The organism is Paraglaciecola sp., assembly GCF_051252315.1.
Classification (GTDB): domain Bacteria; phylum Pseudomonadota; class Gammaproteobacteria; order Enterobacterales; family Alteromonadaceae; genus Paraglaciecola.
The window spans coordinates 60084-79163 of the sequence record NZ_JBPOFP010000004.1 but is presented as its reverse complement, the minus strand read 5'-3'; the positions used below and the strand labels follow the sequence as shown (position 1 = coordinate 79163).

15 protein-coding genes are annotated in these 19080 nt (G+C 39.3%); 8 read left to right on the top strand and 7 right to left on the bottom strand.

Going from position 1 to position 19080, the window contains the following annotated elements:
- The first annotated feature begins 106 nt into the window (after nt 1-106).
- On the top strand, nt 107-3379 hold the full coding sequence (locus ACSHXM_RS01490; RefSeq protein ID WP_435686944.1) for a DUF1588 domain-containing protein: 3273 nt from the start codon (nt 107-109) through the stop codon (nt 3377-3379).
- A gap of 19 nt (nt 3380-3398) precedes the next feature.
- Entirely contained in the window at nt 3399-4733 is a 1335-nt protein-coding gene (locus ACSHXM_RS01485; RefSeq protein WP_435686943.1) for a DUF1501 domain-containing protein, read from the top strand.
- Nucleotides 4734-4827: 94 nt separating this feature from the next.
- Here the strand turns inward: ACSHXM_RS01485 and bioA are convergent, their stop codons facing one another.
- The gene (gene bioA / locus ACSHXM_RS01480) at nt 4828-6120 is read right to left on the bottom strand and encodes an adenosylmethionine--8-amino-7-oxononanoate transaminase (protein WP_435686942.1); all 1293 of its coding nucleotides are present in this window, start codon (nt 6118-6120) and stop codon (nt 4828-4830) included.
- Nucleotides 6121-6257: 137 nt separating this feature from the next.
- Between bioA and bioB the strand changes: the two genes are divergently transcribed.
- The 4 genes from bioB to bioD are packed head-to-tail and all read left to right on the top strand — an operon-like array spanning nt 6258 to nt 10223.
- On the top strand, nt 6258-7403 hold the full coding sequence (gene bioB / locus ACSHXM_RS01475; RefSeq protein WP_435686941.1) for a biotin synthase BioB: 1146 nt from the start codon (nt 6258-6260) through the stop codon (nt 7401-7403).
- A gap of 11 nt (nt 7404-7414) precedes the next feature.
- Nucleotides 7415-8659, top strand: coding sequence for an aminotransferase class I/II-fold pyridoxal phosphate-dependent enzyme (locus ACSHXM_RS01470; RefSeq protein ID WP_435686940.1), 1245 nt, complete (start codon nt 7415-7417; stop codon nt 8657-8659).
- Nucleotides 8660-9472: a methyltransferase domain-containing protein gene (locus ACSHXM_RS01465; protein ID WP_435686939.1), complete on the top strand. Its 813-nt coding sequence runs from the start codon at nt 8660-8662 to the stop codon at nt 9470-9472.
- Nucleotides 9473-9500: 28 nt separating this feature from the next.
- Complete coding sequence (bioD, locus tag ACSHXM_RS01460) at nt 9501-10223, top strand: dethiobiotin synthase (protein WP_435686938.1); 723 nt, start codon at nt 9501-9503, stop codon at nt 10221-10223.
- Between the two features lie 102 nt (nt 10224-10325).
- On the opposite strand, the gene ACSHXM_RS01455 is transcribed toward bioD, so the two are convergent.
- The 5 genes from ACSHXM_RS01455 to ACSHXM_RS01435 all read right to left on the bottom strand — a co-directional run bounded on the left by ACSHXM_RS01455 (nt 10326) and on the right by ACSHXM_RS01435 (nt 16074).
- Nucleotides 10326-12758 (bottom strand): serine hydrolase domain-containing protein, encoded by a 2433-nt coding sequence (locus tag ACSHXM_RS01455; RefSeq protein ID WP_435686937.1) that lies wholly within the window; start codon nt 12756-12758, stop codon nt 10326-10328.
- A gap of 148 nt (nt 12759-12906) precedes the next feature.
- Complete coding sequence (locus ACSHXM_RS01450; protein ID WP_435686936.1) at nt 12907-13776, bottom strand: hypothetical protein; 870 nt, start codon at nt 13774-13776, stop codon at nt 12907-12909.
- A gap of 49 nt (nt 13777-13825) precedes the next feature.
- A complete protein-coding gene (locus ACSHXM_RS01445) occupies nt 13826-14197 on the bottom strand; it encodes a GntR family transcriptional regulator (protein ID WP_435686935.1) in 372 nt (123 codons plus the stop codon).
- A 260-nt stretch (nt 14198-14457) separates the two neighbouring features.
- Nucleotides 14458-15078, bottom strand: a complete 621-nt coding sequence (locus tag ACSHXM_RS01440) for a hypothetical protein (RefSeq protein ID WP_435686934.1) — start codon at nt 15076-15078, stop codon at nt 14458-14460.
- A gap of 237 nt (nt 15079-15315) precedes the next feature.
- Nucleotides 15316-16074, bottom strand: a complete 759-nt coding sequence (locus ACSHXM_RS01435; protein WP_435686933.1) for a substrate-binding periplasmic protein — start codon at nt 16072-16074, stop codon at nt 15316-15318.
- Between the two features lie 372 nt (nt 16075-16446).
- Between ACSHXM_RS01435 and ACSHXM_RS01430 the strand changes: the two genes are divergently transcribed.
- Nucleotides 16447-17343 carry a sulfite exporter TauE/SafE family protein gene (locus ACSHXM_RS01430; RefSeq protein ID WP_435686932.1) on the top strand — a complete coding sequence of 299 codons (897 nt, stop codon included), beginning with the start codon at nt 16447-16449 and terminating at the stop codon, nt 17341-17343.
- A gap of 125 nt (nt 17344-17468) precedes the next feature.
- On the opposite strand, the gene efpL is transcribed toward ACSHXM_RS01430, so the two are convergent.
- The gene (gene efpL / locus ACSHXM_RS01425) at nt 17469-18041 is read right to left on the bottom strand and encodes an elongation factor P-like protein EfpL (protein ID WP_435686931.1); all 573 of its coding nucleotides are present in this window, start codon (nt 18039-18041) and stop codon (nt 17469-17471) included.
- A 253-nt stretch (nt 18042-18294) separates the two neighbouring features.
- On the opposite strand from efpL, the gene ACSHXM_RS01420 reads away from it, so the two are divergent.
- Nucleotides 18295-19029 carry a hypothetical protein gene (locus ACSHXM_RS01420; protein ID WP_435686930.1) on the top strand — a complete coding sequence of 245 codons (735 nt, stop codon included), beginning with the start codon at nt 18295-18297 and terminating at the stop codon, nt 19027-19029.
- The last annotated feature ends 51 nt before the right edge of the window (nt 19030-19080 follow it).

Here is a 19080-nt window from a genome sequence, read left to right as displayed (position 1 = left end):
CGTTGAAAACTTAGAAATTATAATTGTCATTGCACTATAGGTTAACAGCATGCTGGGCTGTAAACATTAGGTTGGGTGAACGGCATTACAATCATTAAGAGGTCGTATGATTAACAAATCACAAAATCTAATTTTATGTGTTCTGACAAGTGTCTTTTTGAGCGCTTGTGGAGGTGGAGGCGGTTCAGGATCAACCAATAGTGGCAATACATCACCTCCCGCACCAGTACCTACTCCTGAGCCAACGCCCCAACCAGATCCAACACCTAAATTTTCGGCAGAGCTGATTACTTTTTACGAACAAAAGGTCGCGAGTGCAGTAGTGCAGGCAAGTTGTATCTCTTGTCATACCTCTACAGGAATAGCCAAGGACTCAGGTTTGGCTTTGTTTATTGAGTCTTCAACCAATACTCTTAGTGAAGACAACGTTGAGGTGTTTCACTCTTACGCTTCAACATCAGATGGTGCACAAAAATTAAAAGATTATCCAAGGGGATTGAATGGTCATCCTGGTGCCAATGCTTTAGGCAATGACCCTGTCATTGTTCAAGACTTTCAGGAGTTTGTAGATTTGTTAACAGAATGCACAACAGATTGTGCAACACCTACACCCGATCCTGATCCTGAACCAATCCCAGAGCCAGAACCGACCGTTTTAATACCGCAATCAGTTAAAGACTCCGTGGCCTATACCCATTTTTCAGACAATATTGCCAATCCCATAATACAAGGTGGGGATATCAGTAAAGCCTGTTCAGATTGTCACAGTGATGGTGGCGTGGCAGTCAATCAAGGTGCTGGATTAGTGTTTGTTAAAAGTAACGATGCAGAACATGTCGTTAAGAATTACCTAAGCTTTGTGTCTTTTTTGATAGACAATACCAAACCTAAATATGTGTTAGATAAAGCCAGTGCTACTATTGGTCATGCTGGTGGGAATCGAGTGCCGGTTGATTCAAAAGAGTATGACGACTTATCTCTATTTTTAACTTCACTGAACAATCAAGTAGCGTTCACAGAAAACATTTCAAGCCAAGTCGTATTGAAAAAATGTATTGCTTGTCATGTTAGTGGGGGGCAAGCGCCAAACGATGGTGCAACCTTAGTTTTCACTACTAGTGAAGAACCAAACCATCTAGCACTTAATCATCAGGCGTTTGTTGACTATGTGTCTAGCGATAGCCAGAGGCTAAATCTTTTAGCTAAAGTGAGAGGAGATAACAATCATCAGGGGCAAGTTCAATTTACCTCAGATACCGATGAATACGTTGCATTATCAGCCTATGTAGATTCGCTAGCGCAAGATAACCCTAACATCAGCAAAGTTGAGTTTTTTAAAGATATACAATTTGATGATAACCGAGCAACATTAAAACGTGCGGCGTCTATTTTGGCTGGTCGTCAGCCAACAGACGATGAATACGCTAGGGTAGTTGGGCAAACTGATGAGACATTAAAACAAGTTATTATTGAAGATTTAATGACCGGAGATGGTTTCCACCAATTTTTATTACGTGGCGCCAATGACAATCTGTTAACGGATTTATTATTGTTAGATTTAGATCAAGTAAGTTCATTAAAAGCCACTGATTACAACTACCCTGCATACACCAATAAACTTTATAGTTTTAAAGAAGATGATGTCAGTTGGTATAACCGCCGACAATACGAAATCCCGCTAAACTATGCCATAACACGTGCACCACTAGAGCTGATTGCATATGTGGTAGAAGAAGATAAACCCTATTCTGAGGTGTTAACGGCTGATTATTTGATGGTAAATGAAGCCTCTAATTTGATGTATAAAGGATTGGATGAAGACGGTGTTGATTTCTCTGATGCCGCCTCTCGTCGCCCATATCTTAAAGAATCTGACATTTTCTTGCCCACTACCGATAAAGGGCGGTATTTGAGTACTGGTCCAGGTAATGCTTACGAAAATGGCGACTTAGATATTCCACTTTTTAGACCAGAAAGAGCAACGCAAGCGAATAACATGAAACAAGCAGGTGTGCTTAACACCTTTGCGTTTTTGAAGCGTTATCCGTCTACCGAAACCAATCGAAATCGTGCACGTGCTCGTTGGACTATGAAACACTTTTTAGGATTTGATATTGAAGCCTCAGAAGACCGAACCACCGATCCGGTTGCCTTAGCAGACACCAATAATCCGACTATGAATAATCCAGCCTGTACTGTATGTCATGTGATCATGGATCCTTTAGCTGGCGCCTATCAAAATTACAATGATGATGGTTTTTATCGAGCTAGAAATGGCGGTAAAGATTCGCTTCCATGGCAATACGTTTTTCGTCTAAAGGACGAAAATGGCGATAATTATTATGCCAATAACGACACTTGGTATGACGAAAGATTAATGCGCGCCCCTGGGTATTTTCATCCAGAACAAGGGGCTGCTACCCCAGCCCCAGATAATGACCACAGTCTAAGTTGGGTCGCTGACCAAATTGTGGATGATAGCCGTTTTAATACTGCTGCAGTGCAATTTTGGTGGCCGTCTATTTTTGGCGCTAAACCTGTTCTGCAACCCGAAGATGGCGGCTCTGAATCTCAACAAATGTTATTTGATGCTCAATCGGTATTTATTCAACAGTTAGCAAATGAATTTAAGACCAATACTTCTCTCAACGCTCAAGGGCAGAATGTTAAAGTATTATTAGCCAACATGATTGTGAGTGATTGGTTTAGGGCTACAGGCTCTTCAATTCAATCCTCGAATGATGATGTGAGACAAACAGCATTATTGGATGTAGGAAGTGAGAAGTTACTTACCCCAGAGGAGTTGGAGTTTAAAACCAAAAGTTTAACTGGGTTTGAATGGAATACGAAAGTCGCAGGGGTAACAAACCTAGAGAAAACGAATTTGACCCACGAGTACAACATATTTTTAGGTGGATTAGATTCTGACTCAGTGACCGAGCGTTCTAAAGAAGTCAGTACCTTAATGGCTAATGTTACCGCTACACATGCGGTGGAAGCGTCTTGTGAAATTGTGCTAAATGAGTTTTCTAAACCCGCTGCAAATCGCCTGTTGTTTTCTGATGTTGAATCAACGAGTACACCAGAATCAAATGAGACTGAAATAAAAGAAACCATTAAAAAGTTCCACCACCTCTTTTTAAGCGAATCCTTAACCATTGATTCGGCAGAGTTAGATTTTACCTACGATTTATTTGTAAATGTGCGTGATGCAAAACTTGCTCGAATTAGCGACGGTAAGTCGGTCAATATTAACGAAGAGGGTACAAGTTGCCCCGGCGCTACCAATGCTAATAGTAATGATAGCAATGGCATTAAGTCAGCTTGGCGAGCCGTTATTGCCTATCTGATGATGGATTACAAATTTAACCATGAATAAACTAGTTTAAGAGGTTGTTATGCTAAACAGACGTCAATTTATCAAATTTGGTGCTTCAGCTAGTTTAGTTTCTGGGGTATCGAGTCCATTTAATGTTATGGCAGCGCAAAGTGCTGCGCCAGAGAACTTTTATGTGTTCTTTCAAGTTGAAGGCGCGTGGGATGTGAGTAGTTTTTGTGATCCCAAAATCAATGAATCTGACGCTGAACCCATTAACAATTGGGCGGTGGGAAAAACGGCTAAGGACATAGGTATTGCTGGAAATATTCCATACGCTCCTTGGGCCAATAATGCCAAGCAATTCTTTGATGATTACCATCAACATATGTTGGTGGTGAATGGGGTGGATTCTCAAACAAATTCCCACAATACTGGGCAAATTTATAATTTTAGTGGTCGCTTAGCGGCAGGGTATCCAACTGTAAGTGCGTTGGCAGCTAAGGCCCATGGCGGTGATTTACCCGCGTCTTATTTGTCAATGGGGAAATACAGCGAAACAGCCCGTTTAGTGCGAGGTAATCGCTTAGGCTCTCCATCAGATTTGGTAAACATCATCAATCCGAATAGCGCAATTAACGCAGGCAGTTATTTTCCTGACGATGATTGGTTAAAAATTAGAAATGCTCACCAAGCACGTGTAGCTCGTTTAAATGAGGCGGCTAATTTAAGCCCGAGACAAAAATTTAATCGTAACCTATTTCAACAAGCCATTAATAACGGTGAACAACTGGATGCCTTGTCTGATGCTTTATCTAAAACGATTGATCCATCTATAGATTCATCTAACAGTGTAAGAGACCAATTTTACAAAAAGATTGATATCACCTTAGGCTGTTTTTTAGGAGGCACCTCGGTGAGTGCTGATATTTCACTTAAAGGGTTCGACACACACTCTAACCACGATGCTAGGCATAAAACACGACTTGAGTGGTTGATTGCTGGTATTACACGCTTGTGGGAAAAAGCTGAAAGTGTTGGTATTGCGGATAAACTCAATGTGGTAATAAGTTCTGACTTTAGCCGCACGCCATACTATAACAGTGGTAATGGCAAAGACCATTGGCCAATTGGTAGCGCGATTTTTATGAAAAAGAATGCACCATGGGGTAATCGAGTAGTGGGTGCGACGGATGCAACCCAAAATGTCATCAAAATTAACCCAGCAACTTTGCAAGAGGACAGCAGTGATAGTGGAATTATTATTTATCCAAAAGATATTATCGCCGCTTCACGTCAGTTATTTTCTGTCGATCCCAATGATACTATTCCCTTTGGATTGAAAGAAAATACGATCCTAAATTTATTTGATGCTTCTGCTCAAACACCTCAAATTTATGATCCTAGAAATGTGTAAATTCTTAGCGGTTATTAGTCGTTAACAGCTCATTCGTTAACAGAAAACAAGTTAACGGTTAATAACCGGTTGCAGTAGTTTTATTTATCCGTGATTACAATTTTGCCAAAGCCTGATGTATCGTTTGTGTCAGTTGTTTGAGTTGTTCTGGTTGAATAATGTATGGCGGCATAATGTAGACTAACTTGCCAAATGGTCGTATCCAAACCCCTTGTTTAATAAATTCTTTTTGGATCTCGGCTACGTTTACCGCTGATTTGGTTTCAACCACGCCTATGGCACCTAACACTCTTACATCAGCGACAGAATCTAATTCTTTACATGGCATAAGTTCGTGATTGAGCTGCTGTTCAATATTGGCCACTTGTTGTTGCCAATCCCCATTTTCAATGAGTTGTAAACTGGCGTTTGCCACTGCACAAGCAAGAGCGTTACCCATAAACGTGGGGCCATGCATAAATACACCTGGCTCGCCTTGGCATACACCTTGTGCCACGTCTTCGCTGCATAAGGTGGCCGCTAAACTCATATAACCACCGGTTAAGGCTTTGCCTAAACACAATATGTCTGGGCTAATGTCTGCGTGTTCGCAGGCAAATAACTTGCCTGTTCTGCCAAAACCGGTAGCGATTTCGTCACATATTAGTAATAGGTTGTACTCGTCACATAACTGGCGAGCTCGCTTTAAATATTCTGGGTGGTAAATACGTATGCCACCGGCATTTTGCACTATAGGTTCGATGATAAGCGCAGCAAGTTCATGGTGATGTGCCTGAATGAGCTCTTCTAATGGTTTGATGTCATCTTCGTTCCACTGTTTATCAAAGCGGGTTTGTGGCGCCGGGGCAAATATTTGCTGAGACAAGGCATCAGAAAATATACTGTGCATGCCGTTTATGGGGTCACAGACAGACATCGCGGCAAAGGTATCACCATGATATCCATTACGTGGGGTGATAAATTTATGTTTATCTTGATTGCCCTGACAAGCCCAATATTGCAAAGCCATTTTCATAGCGACTTCAACCGATACCGAACCAGAGTCGGATAGAAAAACTCTGTCTAACCCTGTTGGTGTCATGTCTATTAACCGCCGGCACAGATCAATGGCTGGCTGATGAGTTAAGCCTCCAAACATCACATGGGCAAAACTTTGTGTTTGTTCTTGTATCGCATGATTGAGTTCTGGATGGTTGTAACCGTGGATAGCAGTCCACCAAGAGGCTACACCGTCGACTAACTTCTCACCACTGGCCAGATGAATATACACACCTTCTGCTTTCACCACTTGGTAACAAGGAAGTGGATTAATAGCTGAGGTATAGGGATGCCAAATATGCTGTTGATCAAAACGTAAATTTTCAGTTTGTTGTTCTTGATTGGTCAAAATTCATCCAGTTGTAAAGTTTTAGATTTAAATTAGGTTGACAATGTGCGCCGGAAACATAGACTAAGCCCGCGCGAGCTTGAAGTAAAGTCTCGCTCGCTTTGGAAGTAAAGTTTGAAAAACATTAAGGCTCAAATATGTCACAAAATTCTGCATCATTAAATCAGTCATCTTCAGAGGTTCGTCACGATTGGACTATCGATCAAGTAAACGAACTTTTTGCTTTACCTTTCAATGATTTATTGTTTAAAGCCCAGTGTGTACACAGACAACATTTTGATCCGAATCAAGTGCAAGTCAGTACTTTATTGTCTATCAAAACCGGAGCCTGCCCGGAAGATTGTAAATATTGCCCACAGAGTGCTCGTTATGATACGGGTCTTGAAAAAGAGCGTTTGTTAGAAATTGAAAAAGTGATTCAGCGTGCTAGAGAAGCAAAACAAACCGGCTCTACTCGTTTTTGTATGGGGGCTGCTTGGCGTAACCCTCGTGACAGGGATATGCCGTATGTGATTGATATGGTAAAAGAAGTCAAAAAGTTAGGTTTAGAAACCTGCATGACCTTGGGTATGTTGACGCGGGATCAAGCTTTAGCACTTCAGCAAGCTGGCTTAGACTATTACAACCATAATCTCGATACTTCACCAGAGTTTTACGGTGACATCATCACCACTCGTACTTATCAAGATCGTTTAGATACTTTGTCTAACGTACGTGAAGCCGGGATGAACGTTTGTTCAGGTGGCATTGTTGGAATGGGTGAAACGGCATCCGATCGCAGTGGCTTATTAATGCAGTTGGCTAATTTAGAACAACAACCTGAAAGTGTACCCATTAACATGTTAGTTAAAGTAAAAGGCACACCTATGGAGAAAGTGGACGACTTAGATCATTTCGAGTTTATTCGTACCATAGCCGTTGCGCGTATCATGATGCCTAAATCTCACGTGCGATTGTCTGCTGGACGTGAAGCCATGAATGAACAAATGCAATCTATGTGTTTCTTAGCGGGCGCTAACTCAATCTTTTATGGGTGCAAGTTGTTAACCACCTCAAATCCAGATACCCATGAAGATGTTTTGTTATTTAAAAAGTTAGGGATTAACTCTGAGAAAACCCGTGAATATTCTGATGAAGCCCATGAAGCTGCACTTTTAGAAGAAATCGAAGATAAACAAAACGATAATTTATTCTACGAGGCGTCTAGTCAGAATTCATCTAGTCAGAACGTTTCTAACGACAAAGTTTCGAACGAAAAAGTAACTGCTACAGTTGAAGGGTAAACCAGTTCGCCATGGCATTTGATTTTATACATTCGGCATTGGCACAGCGAAAGTCTGAAGGTTTATTGCGTCAACGCCAAGTGATTGAGTCTGCTCAAGGACCCATGATAGAAGTCGCTGGCCAGCATTATATTAATTTTTCAAGTAATGATTATCTAGGCATGCGTCGTTCAAGCGTTGTGGCACAAGCTTGGGTGGATGGCGTGAGTGAGCTTGGGGCAGGTAGTGGTGCGTCTCCTTTGGTCACTGGTTACACCCATGTCCATCAAGCATTAGAAGAGTACTTGGCGGATGTTTTGGGCCGTGAAAAAGTGTTGTTATTTAATTCAGGTTTTGCAGCGAATCAAGCGATTTGCCAAGCCCTTTTTCCTGCCAATCAAGCCGTTAAAGGTCAAAACCCAAAAGGCGAAATTTTAGCTGACAAACTGATACATGCCTCTTTTATTGATGGCGCACAGGCAAGTGGAGCCACTTTACATCGTTTTAAACACAATGATCTCACTCACTTACAAACTTTATTAGATAAAACCGCTAACCATTCAGATGTGTTAGTCGCCACTGAAAGTGTGTTCAGTATGGACGGAGATCAAGCGTCTCTAGCCGAAATTCAACCGTTAGTTGCAGCTAAAAATGCCTGGTTAATGGTGGATGATGCTCATGGATTTGGGGTGTTAGGTGAACATGGATTTGGCGTGGCTGAGCAAGAAAACTTGTCGCAACAACAGCTACCTGTGTTAATGGCTACTTTTGGTAAAGCAGTAGGAACTGCGGGGGCATTTGTTGCAGGAAGTGCTGAGTTGATCGATTATTTAGTCAACTTTGCTAGGCATTATATTTATAGTACAGCCATGCCAGCGGCTCAGGCTTACGCCACGTTAGCTTGCTTACAGTCTAAAAAACGTATTGAAAATAAATCTATTTTACAAGCGCGCATTGCTCTGTTTAAACAACTTACGGCGAAAGCGGGTATTAACTTAATGCCGTCAAATACAGCTATTCAACCAGTATTGATAGGTAACGCTGAGCAAGCTCTGAACATCAGCCACAAATTAAAAAGTTTAGGTCTATGGGTTAGCGCTATTCGTTATCCCACTGTGCCAAAAAATACCGACCGCTTACGTATTACTCTAAGTGCTGTGCATAACGAACAAGATATTCAAGCGTTAGTTGATGGGCTTGAGCTTGCTATGAGTCAATTATCTTCGTGTTCATTAAAATCCTCATCATCACCTTCATTGAATAGAGCTGAAGTGTAAATGATACCTATTCCAAGCTCACCAAGCACGCCATGTGTCAAAGGCAAAATTGCCAGGCAGTTTAGTCGAGCTGCAGAGCAATATGACAATGACGCGCATGTTCAAGAACTGATTGCCCAAGATGCTTTTAGTTATATTTCTCAACATGCTGATACCTTGCTTGATATAGGTTGTGGTACAGGGCGAAATAGCCAAGTGCTGACGCAGTATTGCGAACATTTAATGGCCTTGGATTTGGCCTTTGGAATGGTGTCATACGCGCAAAAATCGATAAGTAAGGCTACTAGCCAAATATCTTGGTTACAAGGCGATGCCGAATATTTACCTTTGCAAAATCGATCTGTAAATAGTGTATTTTCATCTATGGTATTGCAGTGGTGTAATGATCAGAATCAAGTTATGGCTGAGATATCTAGAGTACTAAAACCTCAAGGTAAAGCGATATTGGCCATTATGTGCGAAGGATCGTTTGTTGAACTAAATCAAAGTTGGCGCCAGCTAGATAAACATAAACATGTGAATGACTTTGCTTCAGTTAAACGCTGGCAAAGTGCAGCGTTACAACAAGGATTAAAAGTCACGTATGAAGTAAAGCCTTATGTGACTTGGCATGCTGATCTAAGAGGTCTGTTAGCTTCCATCAAATCAATAGGCGCAAACGTGGTGTTACCCACTCAAGAGTCAGACGGCAAGAAACGCTTTAATCGCCACACTCTGCAAAACCTTGAAACAGTTTATTCTGATTTATTTGCTCAACATGGGCAACTTCCGCTGACTTATCAGGTCTGTTATTTACAATGTGAAAAGCCTTGATGGCAAGGTAAAAATATAAAGAGTATTTATGGGACATTTAACCGATAGCCAACGTGCATTTTTTGTAACGGGTACCGATACTGAAATTGGTAAAACCTTTGTGTGTAAAAGCCTACTACAAGCTTTAAATGAAAAGGGATATACCACTGCGGGATACAAACCCATAGCAGCGGGATGTGATAACACACCTGATGGATTACGTAATGAAGACGCCTTAACGTTGCAGCAAAACTCTAGTTTAGATTTAAGTTATGACGAGGTGAACCCAATTGCTTTTGAACCTCCAATAGCCCCTCATTTAGCGTTAAAACAATCTGCAGAACAAGAAGCGGTTCATTACATACCTATTGATAAGATCCGTGAAGGTTTTATTCATCTATTACAAAAAGAGCCTAACGTGATTGTAATTGAAGGTGCTGGTGGGTGGCGTTTACCTTTAGGCGGCAGTTATATGGGCAAACCTAGATATTTGTCAGAGTTCGTATCAGAACTTAATTTGTCGGTTATTTTAGTCGTCGGCATGCGATTAGGCTGTTTGAATCATGCTGTTTTAACGGCTGAGGCTATTCGAAACGACGGCTTAAAAATAGCGGGTTGGGTGGCTAATCAAATTGATCCAGACATGTCATTAGTTGAAGAGAATATAGACAGTCTTAAAGAATTAATTGACGCTCCTTTTTTAGGTCATGTGCCTAAAGTCTCAGCTCAACATGGCGGAAGTTATTTAGATTTGGCAGCTCTTGGTTTATAACCGCGCTACTAGTTACCTTATGCAATTCGAAATTTTGTTGTTACTAGTATAAGTCGTGCCAGCGTTGGCACGACTTTTTGATTTTGTAAACTTATGCTGAGTTTATTCAGTCAGCTTAAAGGTCTCCTCCTCAGTATTTTGTTGAGTTTTAATCGAAGCATAATCAAACACTAATTTACCTCTTTGATTGTCTTTCGAAATAATTTTATGTGCGAGACGCAATCCATCTATTTCTTGATAATCTTCAAACTCTAACGAGTAAGGCATGGCTCCGATCCCTGCGAGCAAAACACTTGATTCGAGTTTTAATAGGTCACCAGTTTTAGTGTCAATGTAGGCAGTGACAGGAGGGACATCAGCGTTTTTCAGTAACACCATATAAACGGGTTTATTTTGCCACTCTGTACGCTTTACTACTTCAATATCTTGATAAAATGATGACCAATCAAGATCTATCATAGGATAGGATTTTTGACCTTGTTTTAGGTACTTACCTAACATTGGGGTAAAGGGAGAAAAACTTTGTTTGGTGGCACCTTCAGTGGGGGACACCGCTACCTCTATAAGTCCGTATTTGCCTAGATCCATATTATACCGAACATGGGTGTCTGCTAGATTAAATGATTCAAATTTTGCAGTAATACCTGCCTGAGCTAAAAATACAGAGCCTTTACTTTCAATGCCACGGGCTTCTATTAAGGCTTTTCTTTGTTTTTGCGTATTTCTCAACGTTAGAATTTCTTTAACAGTGGGAAGAGGCGTTTCATTCTTATCTTCTACTCTTGGCATGGCGCCATTTTGTATACCATCACGGTAGAAATTAAGCTTTACCACCTTGTTGTTATCGTCCTTATCAAAGGTAACGTGCATGTTTGGGTTGATCCTAAATTTCCATTCACCGCTTTCATTTGGCAGGTGTAATTCATATACCATCTGCCCTGGCACATCTATGGCCAACCTGTGATTTTGGATGATAGCCGTTGAATTACTTTTCAGGTGTTTAGAATAATAACTGCCTAAGTATTTTTGTAATTCCGCTGGGGATATCTCTGGGATAATAGGCATGCCTTTTTTGGGTAATTCGAAATTCATGCCATTTTGATGCATACGCAGTGCTGTTATTTGGCCTTGCTTGTTTTTATCAAAAGATACGGCAATGGTGTCGGTTAACTCAAATACCCATTTACCTTGTTTGTTTGGTGGATTGAGTACGTAGGTTGTTTGCCCAGGAACATCCACAGCCAGCTTTCCTTCTTTTTCCAAAATACTAAATATTGCATTTTTGAAAGGCCCAAAGTTGGCTATATATTCACCTGTATATTTTCCAAAATCTTGCTTGATTGGGTTATTGGTCGTGGCTGATTTGGGTTTTGCTAATAAATGACTCGCCACTAAATTGATAGACAACTGTTGCAAAGGAGTGGCTGTAACATTGGTAAGTAATACGTAGCCTAAATTGGACTCAGGAAAAAGTGTCACTTGCGCGGCATACCCATCAATATTTCCACCATGCTCAACTACAGTTTGGCCTTGCCACTTACGTAACATCCAACCCAATCCGTAAAACATGTCTTTGGCCATTTTTATTTGTGGCTTACGTGTTTCCAGTAAAACGTCTTCACTAATCAAACGTTTTCCATTAAATGTGCCATTGGCTAACTGAAATTTAAGCCACTGAGACATGTCTTCAACATTTGAATTGACTGATCCTGCAGGTCCAATATTGGTTAAGTTACGCATAGGTAACAGTTTGTGGTGCCCTAGTTCTTCTTGCCACATATATCCGGTGGCTAAAAGGTTAGATGATTGGGCTTTTTCTAAGTCGGCGCTGGTATTTTTCATAAGCAAAGGTTTAATTATTCTGGACTCTAGAAGTGAATCCCAGTTTGTTTCAGCTCTTTTGGCTGTTGCCATACCTGCGGCTAAGTACATGACATTGTTGTAGTTAAATTTTTTGCGAAAAGGTGACCATTTTTGAGCTTGGGTAGCATCTTTGAGTATTTCTTTTCGAGTCACTAAACCATTTACCCACAATATGTCGTTTCGCGCATACCCACTGCGATGTGATAAGGCATCACGTAATGTAATATCGAGTGACTTACCTTTTTGCTTGAATTGGTAATCGGGCAAATATTCGGTTAGCAGCGTATCCCAGTCTAGTTTGTTTTCATCCACCAACATACCCGTCAAGGTTGCGGTAAATGCTTTTGTGGTAGAGCCAATAGCAAATATGCTTTTAGGGGTGACAGGTTTTTTTTCCTTTATGTTTGCCAGTCCAAAACCTTTACTTAAAATTACCTTGCCATCTTTGACAATCGCCATCGCCATGCCTGGAATATGATGTTCAACTCGTTGTGTTTCTAAAGCGAGTGATAATGCAGTTAGACGCTTTTCTAAGTCATTCGGTACAGTGCTAGCACATGCCGTGGCTGTTACTAGAAAATATAAAGTAACTAGTTTTATTATTAATTGTGTCACCCATACAGATGGGTTTTCTAAAACAGATTTCATCATTCGATCCTTAAATTTTGACATGACTGTGCTTAAACCTAATACGGTAAGAGCAGGTTGCCTATTTATCTACTAAAAAGTGTAAGTAGGTTTAACGCCTACAGTTGTTAGAAGCTTGGCCACCTGTTAATACTTAGGTAATAGGTGGCTGCTAAACGCTATTTGATTTTGCCTAGTTGTTAGGCTCTACTGGAGTGGTCTTGTACACATCGTAATTGATATCTTCAACATTCATGTATTTTAGTACACTACCGGTGCTTAAAAACATCACGCACAGCCAATATAAACTGTTAAACATCGGCTCCCAATCCTGTAGAGAAAACTCATCTACACTTAGGTTAAATATAAAAAACACACTGATTAACATGCTGATAGATGTGTATGATTTTATAACTACAGCTGTCGCATTATGTCGGTCTACTGCTGATTGATGAGGATCTAATTTCTTGCCATGAATGAGAATGTATCCCAACACAATAAATAATGTATTAGCTAACCCCATAGAGCCTAATAAAATGGCTTGTTTTTCACCTATATTAAAATCATTTAATGCAAGCATGACAAACACGCAGATTAACAATATTGAGATAGTCATAAATAATCGAATCGGGGAGACGAAATTTAATAATCCTCTAGGGTTTAATTCTGCACTACGTTTTGTATCTTGGTTCTGGGTGCGCATTTTTTTGAATGCTTTAAAGCCTGATATTTCCATTATCAATAGCGGAATTGCTTGTACCATGCCAAATACTAAGGGTAAGCCTTTAAATCTCTGTATTTTTGCTTCTCCTTCAAAAATGAATATAGCTGCTGCTATAAAGCCAATAATACCTAGTGCTAAAATAGCGTAATTGATTAAGCTAAATATAATTTTGCCTTTCAATGCTTTTTCGTAACCATCTGGATAAAGTTTGGCATGAGTTTCAATCGGATAATGTTTAAAAATATAATTCATTCTGTTCAAAATACGTTTTGGGTAATAGTGCGACATCAAAAATATTTGCGTGCCAAATACTATGAAAAATAGTGTTTCAATCCACATAATTGTTTCCTCTTTATTTGATAACTGTCGTTAATTTTTACGACTGCTCTTAATTGGTTAACACGTCATTAAAGGTAATGCGCATTTCTGAGTCGGTAATACCGGCTTCTTTCAAACGTGTAATGAGCTCTTCAAATTGGCTCGTTACCCATTCACTCAAATCTACTTGGCAGTTATTTTTAGCATTGGGGTGTACAAAAGTACCTCGATAGCCTTTCATCTGAATCACAGCATCGCGCTCTAATAACTTATAAGCTTTAGAGATAGTTTTACTATTTACCTCTAAGTCATTGGCCAACTGCCGAATAGATGGCAATGGGTCTCCCGGTGCAATTTTGTCTGAACCTATAGCTTGTTTAATTTGATCAATTAGCTGAGCAAAAATAGGTTTTGGATCATCGATATCAATAGTGATATTCATAAATTTTCACATGCTCCAGTTGTTCCATGTGTGGTAATGGTACACCTAAATCATGAATATGCAAAATTAAATGTAAAAGAAATCAAAAAACAAGAAGTGATAAATGGAGGTTTATTGGGAATATTTATATAAATATCAGGTAGATAAAATATTTATTTATGGCTAAAAAAAGATCGCTATTTAAGTCAATAGCGATCTTTATATGCAGTAATAATTAACACGACCTAGTTAAATCGCTGTCATTTTTAGGTCTGTAATATTTATTTGTGGGGGCGTAATCTTACTCGTACGTTTACCCCAAGAGATTCATTAAACCCTAAAAGTTTCTGGGTAGAATCGCCACGTGTCCGACTATATTTTCCCGTGCCACCAGTAATGGCTCGAGTAATTGACTCGTTTAAATCAACCAGCTCATAACCTTCTGTGGTAATACTATGTTGGCCGTACTTTTTGCCTAAATCAAAATATTGGTTGGTGATAACCCAAGGCCCTGTTTCTGTTTTTGCACCTTGGCCTATATGCCAACCTCGACATGTCCAGCGACCTAATACTTCATCAGGAAAAGCAGGACTGCCGTCAGAATTAACCCCTTCTTGATTATCTAGAAAACCATGGGGATATAGGTATCCTTCCGTTATAAATTCTCCTCCATAAGCTGGCATGCCGTCTTCATCTACTGGTTCTTGGTCAAAAGCAAATCGAGATCCATTTTCTGCAATATCAAATTGGAGTATTTGATTGTGTGAAAACTTAGATCTATTTTTATTTTGAGAGTATTGATCGTCGGCCCAAACAGGACTAACAACGAGCATTGCACTTAGCATTAACCAGAGTTGAAGAATGTGCAGGTTTAATATTTTCGCCTTGATAATCTTGTACATATAATTTCCCTTTAATCTATAAAATAAATTGTTTGAAGCCATTGTTACGTGTGTTACATGGCAAACTTGTCATGACATTGACAGATAAAACTGTAAGCTTAATCGAGAAAACAACATGAAGATTAGGTAACGAAAACCTAATGATTAGTTAATATTTTGGGGAAATAATTTGAGTGTATAAAATTAGGCAAAGTATTGTTGTTAAGTCATAAAATAAGGGCTTTTATGACGTACCTATTAATGTGGAAATAGGGGGGAGATGTCTTTTCTGTTTAATATAGTGGTTAGGTGTTCCGATAGGATTTTTGATTGATTGGCGAATGGAGATTTTTTAGAAATAGCAATATAGGCTGCTACTTCTTGTTTTATTTTGTAAGGTTCAATTCTAATTCTGTTTTCGTAAATATATTTCTCTGCTTGAGCTTTGATAGATTCTTCTCTACCTATAAAAGCATCGATACGTTTTCTAAGTAACAAGGTAACTAAATGAAGGTGATCACTGGTGGAAGTTTTATTCAGGCTTTTATCAAGATCAAATTGAGCAAAATATTTAGCTCCAGCTAATACACCAATATTAAAGTCAGACAGATCGGAATAGCTGTTGATGGATTTTTCTTCATCTTTTAATAAGTAAAAATTCATCTGTAAAATTTCTTTGTACAGAGGAATGCTTAAATAACTTAAATATTCTTGGCGATCAGCTGTTTTACGAATATCAACTATCATATCCGCACTTCCTTGCTCCACCATTGTTAAACATTCTACAAACGGGCAAGTTACAAATTTCACTGAATGGTTAATAGACGATGCGAGTAGCCTAGTTACGTCTGCGCTTCTGCCACTGTACTCACCGTCATTAAATGCCATGAAAGGAGGTTCTATGTGGGTCGCTATGGTAATAACGTTATTAGTTTGGGCTTGACAAAAGAAAGCATAATTGAAGGAGAAAAATACGATTAAACTGCATATTCTTAATCGTTTTAACAATTTTTGCATACTGCACATAATCCATTTGAAGTTTGCTACGGTGTAACTTTAATAGTGATGATATTCATTGTAGTTGCAAATGCAAAGTACGCTACTCCAAAGTTTAACGCAATCTCTTTGTGGATTCGTTTTTATACCGAGCCCTTACTTGTAAGGTAATATTTGGGGCTTGGGCGAATTTAAGTGACTAATTTGATGAAACTCGCTCGAAGTTTTTGAACAGAAATTAAAATGTTATTGATGTCGCAGTAGTATTCGAGGTCAACCATTACTTCTTCCACGTAGTTTTTTTTATTTATTCGTCAAAGGTCTTTGTCAAACAAAACATATTCTGGCAAAGTCCATCCTGCATTTTATTGTCGTTAAGGTAATCGAGTTTTCATGTCTTTAAAGTTGTCGGCCACACAGATCCGTTGTTTTTTACTTTTGCTGTGGATTGGAATATTTTTATCTCAGGCTGAACCTTTGATTTTAGCACTCAATTATGGAGGATTTACCTTTTTAGGCGTGTTAGGAGCTGTTTTTGCTAATTCAACAGGCGCTGGAGGCGGCGTAGTATTTATGCCGTTTTTTAACCAGTTAGAGTTTTCTGTGGCGACATCTGTGGCAACTAGTTTTGCGATTCAATGTTGTGGTATGACAGCAGGTGCATTAACTTGGTGGGCCTATTACGGTAAATTAAAATCTACCAACCCAACAGAAATACAAGATTGGCAGGTGCTACCCAAACTTATAGGAATTACCGTTCCTTTGTCGATTTTGGGCGTTTGGTTAGTGCAGATTTTACCACAGACCTTTGCTTACTTTAGTGATCCTCAGAGTTTACATACCGGATTTGGTATATTTTCAATTTGTTTAGCTGTCGCGATATTTGCTACGGTTTTGTTATTAAAGAACAAGCCTTTAAAATCTAAACTTGAAATGTTTGATTATTTTGCCTTAGTGATTATTGCTTTTGTTGGTGGTGGGATCACAGCTTGGTTATCTATTGGGGTAGGGGAATTACTGGCTGTTTATTTGATAATACGCGGTTTTAACGTCACTCTAGCTATCGCTGCCGCGGTGATTTTAAGTGCTTTTACCGTTTGGGGGGGCATCATTTTCCACCTTGTTGAAACCAAAGCAGTTTATTGGCCAGTTGTGCTATTTGCTGGAATGGGAGCCATAGTTGGAGGTGTTTTAGCAAAACAGCTGGTGCTATATTTCTCCGCTAGAAACTTAAAATTATTTTTTGCCGGATGGGTGTTTTTATTGGGAATATCAACTTTACCGTTATAGGTTTCAACCTGGCTGTTAGTAAATCAAATTCAAATAAAAAAGACATACCAGTCTTAAGTTAAGATTGGTATGTCTTTAGATCAGAAAGGTTTAATTTAATAGAAATTAAATTAAGAGAAATTAAATTAAGAGTCAGCTCGACTAATAAATTTAGACTCCGCAGTATTAATCTTAATCTTTTCACCGCTAGCAATGTATTCTGGCACTTGCACCACTAAACCCGTTGTCAACGTGGCAGGTTTGGTTCTTGCGCTGGCAGATGCGCCTTTAATAGACGGGTCTGTTTCAGTAATGGTGAGTGATACAGCTGCTGGAAGTTCAATGCCTACAGGTTCTCCCTCAACTAAAAGTATCTGTAACCCTTTAGTGTCTTCGGTGATAAAAGGGGTTTCTTCACTGATTGTATCTTTGTTTAAAAAGTAAGAAGTGTAATCTTCGTCATCCATAAAGACATACTCGTCACCATCTAGGTAAGAGTAGGTGACCTTGTTGCGGTTAAACTCAACCAGATTCAATACTTCGTCTGCTTTGAAGCTTTCATCTGCTTTAGCTCCAGTTCCTACTTCGTACAAACGCATACGATATAAGCTAGCGCCAGCGCGCCCGCTTGGGGTAAGTTTATTGATGTCTTTAACTAGGTAAACTTTGCCATTATGTTCAACGGCGGCATTCTTTTTTATTTCACTGGCTTTAGGCATTTGATTCTCCAAAAAAATAGTGTCGCTGAAAATAACATGAAACTAAAAATAGGCAAGTTGGAATCTATCTTTGACTGCAATTAGCCACTTATTCCCAATTAGGCACTTATTTGGAAAACGCTCTTAGTTCATTGCTTAGTAGCGTGAATGTATGGTATTTAACTATCCTAGGATAGTAGATAGGTTGAAATTTGTCTGGGGCAGGTGTTCCAGTATTTTTAACTCATATGTACAGGAGTACTTTGATTTGTTAATGAGTAAACTAATCTTTTCTTTTGCACTGTGTGTGATGTTTGCAACACCCGTATTTTCTTCTTCTCTTGATGCAGAAAAAATAAGAATTGGCTATATTGATTTACCAGAAGTGCTAGATCGTTCAGGGAAGTCAGCCCCTTATAACGAATTAATGGCTAGGCTGTTAAACAGAATTGCAATGCCATACAGCACTTTGTTTATTCCTTCGGCTCGTTCAAATTACTTAATTCACCAAAAGCGCATCGATTGTGTATTTCCGGTCATTCCGGGTTTTTATAAACGTGCCGTGCCAACCTTATTTAGTGAGGCCACTAATAAAGTAACAAGCCACTTATTTTCAGTCACCACACCTGCCATACAATCCTTAGAGGCTTCAAGTGGAAAAATGATTGCTTATCGTAAAGGGTTAATATTCGGTACGTTATTTGATAAATTTCAATTTGTTAGGTTTGTTCCCGTTGAAACAGAAGACATCGCGATTAAATTGCTACATAGCAACAAAGTAGATGGTTATATTGCTTATTACCCCGATATAACTCTGTCTCTTAATGCAGAAACACTTAGCTTGCTAAAATTTAATAAAGATAAACCTCTTACTTCCTCTGAAGACAAATTGGAGTGTGTAGATACACCGATTAATCGCGTCTTTATTGAAAAATTTAATCATCAATTACAAAAAATGAAAACATCAGGTGAGCTAAAACATATATTAAACAAATATTATAATCTTTAATTGGCGTTATCATCAGGTTTCTTAAAAGTTCATCTCGTTAGTTGCCAAAGT

Coding starts and splice junctions, on each gene's coding strand:
- ACSHXM_RS01470 (WP_435686940.1), top strand. CDS start 7,415: ATGGCATTTGATTTTATACATTCGGCATTGGCACAGCGAAAGTCTGAA.
- bioD (WP_435686938.1), top strand. CDS start 9,501: ATGGGACATTTAACCGATAGCCAACGTGCATTTTTTGTAACGGGTACC.
- ACSHXM_RS01455 (WP_435686937.1), bottom strand. CDS start 12,758: ATGTCAAAATTTAAGGATCGAATGATGAAATCTGTTTTAGAAAACCCA.
- efpL (WP_435686931.1), bottom strand. CDS start 18,041: ATGCCTAAAGCCAGTGAAATAAAAAAGAATGCCGCCGTTGAACATAAT.
- ACSHXM_RS01445 (WP_435686935.1), bottom strand. CDS start 14,197: ATGAATATCACTATTGATATCGATGATCCAAAACCTATTTTTGCTCAG.
- ACSHXM_RS01440 (WP_435686934.1), bottom strand. CDS start 15,078: ATGTACAAGATTATCAAGGCGAAAATATTAAACCTGCACATTCTTCAA.
- ACSHXM_RS01490 (WP_435686944.1), top strand. CDS start 107: ATGATTAACAAATCACAAAATCTAATTTTATGTGTTCTGACAAGTGTC.
- ACSHXM_RS01430 (WP_435686932.1), top strand. CDS start 16,447: ATGTCTTTAAAGTTGTCGGCCACACAGATCCGTTGTTTTTTACTTTTG.
- ACSHXM_RS01450 (WP_435686936.1), bottom strand. CDS start 13,776: ATGTGGATTGAAACACTATTTTTCATAGTATTTGGCACGCAAATATTT.
- bioB (WP_435686941.1), top strand. CDS start 6,258: ATGTCACAAAATTCTGCATCATTAAATCAGTCATCTTCAGAGGTTCGT.
- ACSHXM_RS01420 (WP_435686930.1), top strand. CDS start 18,295: ATGAGTAAACTAATCTTTTCTTTTGCACTGTGTGTGATGTTTGCAACA.
- ACSHXM_RS01465 (WP_435686939.1), top strand. CDS start 8,660: ATGATACCTATTCCAAGCTCACCAAGCACGCCATGTGTCAAAGGCAAA.
- ACSHXM_RS01485 (WP_435686943.1), top strand. CDS start 3,399: ATGCTAAACAGACGTCAATTTATCAAATTTGGTGCTTCAGCTAGTTTA.
- ACSHXM_RS01435 (WP_435686933.1), bottom strand. CDS start 16,074: ATGCAAAAATTGTTAAAACGATTAAGAATATGCAGTTTAATCGTATTT.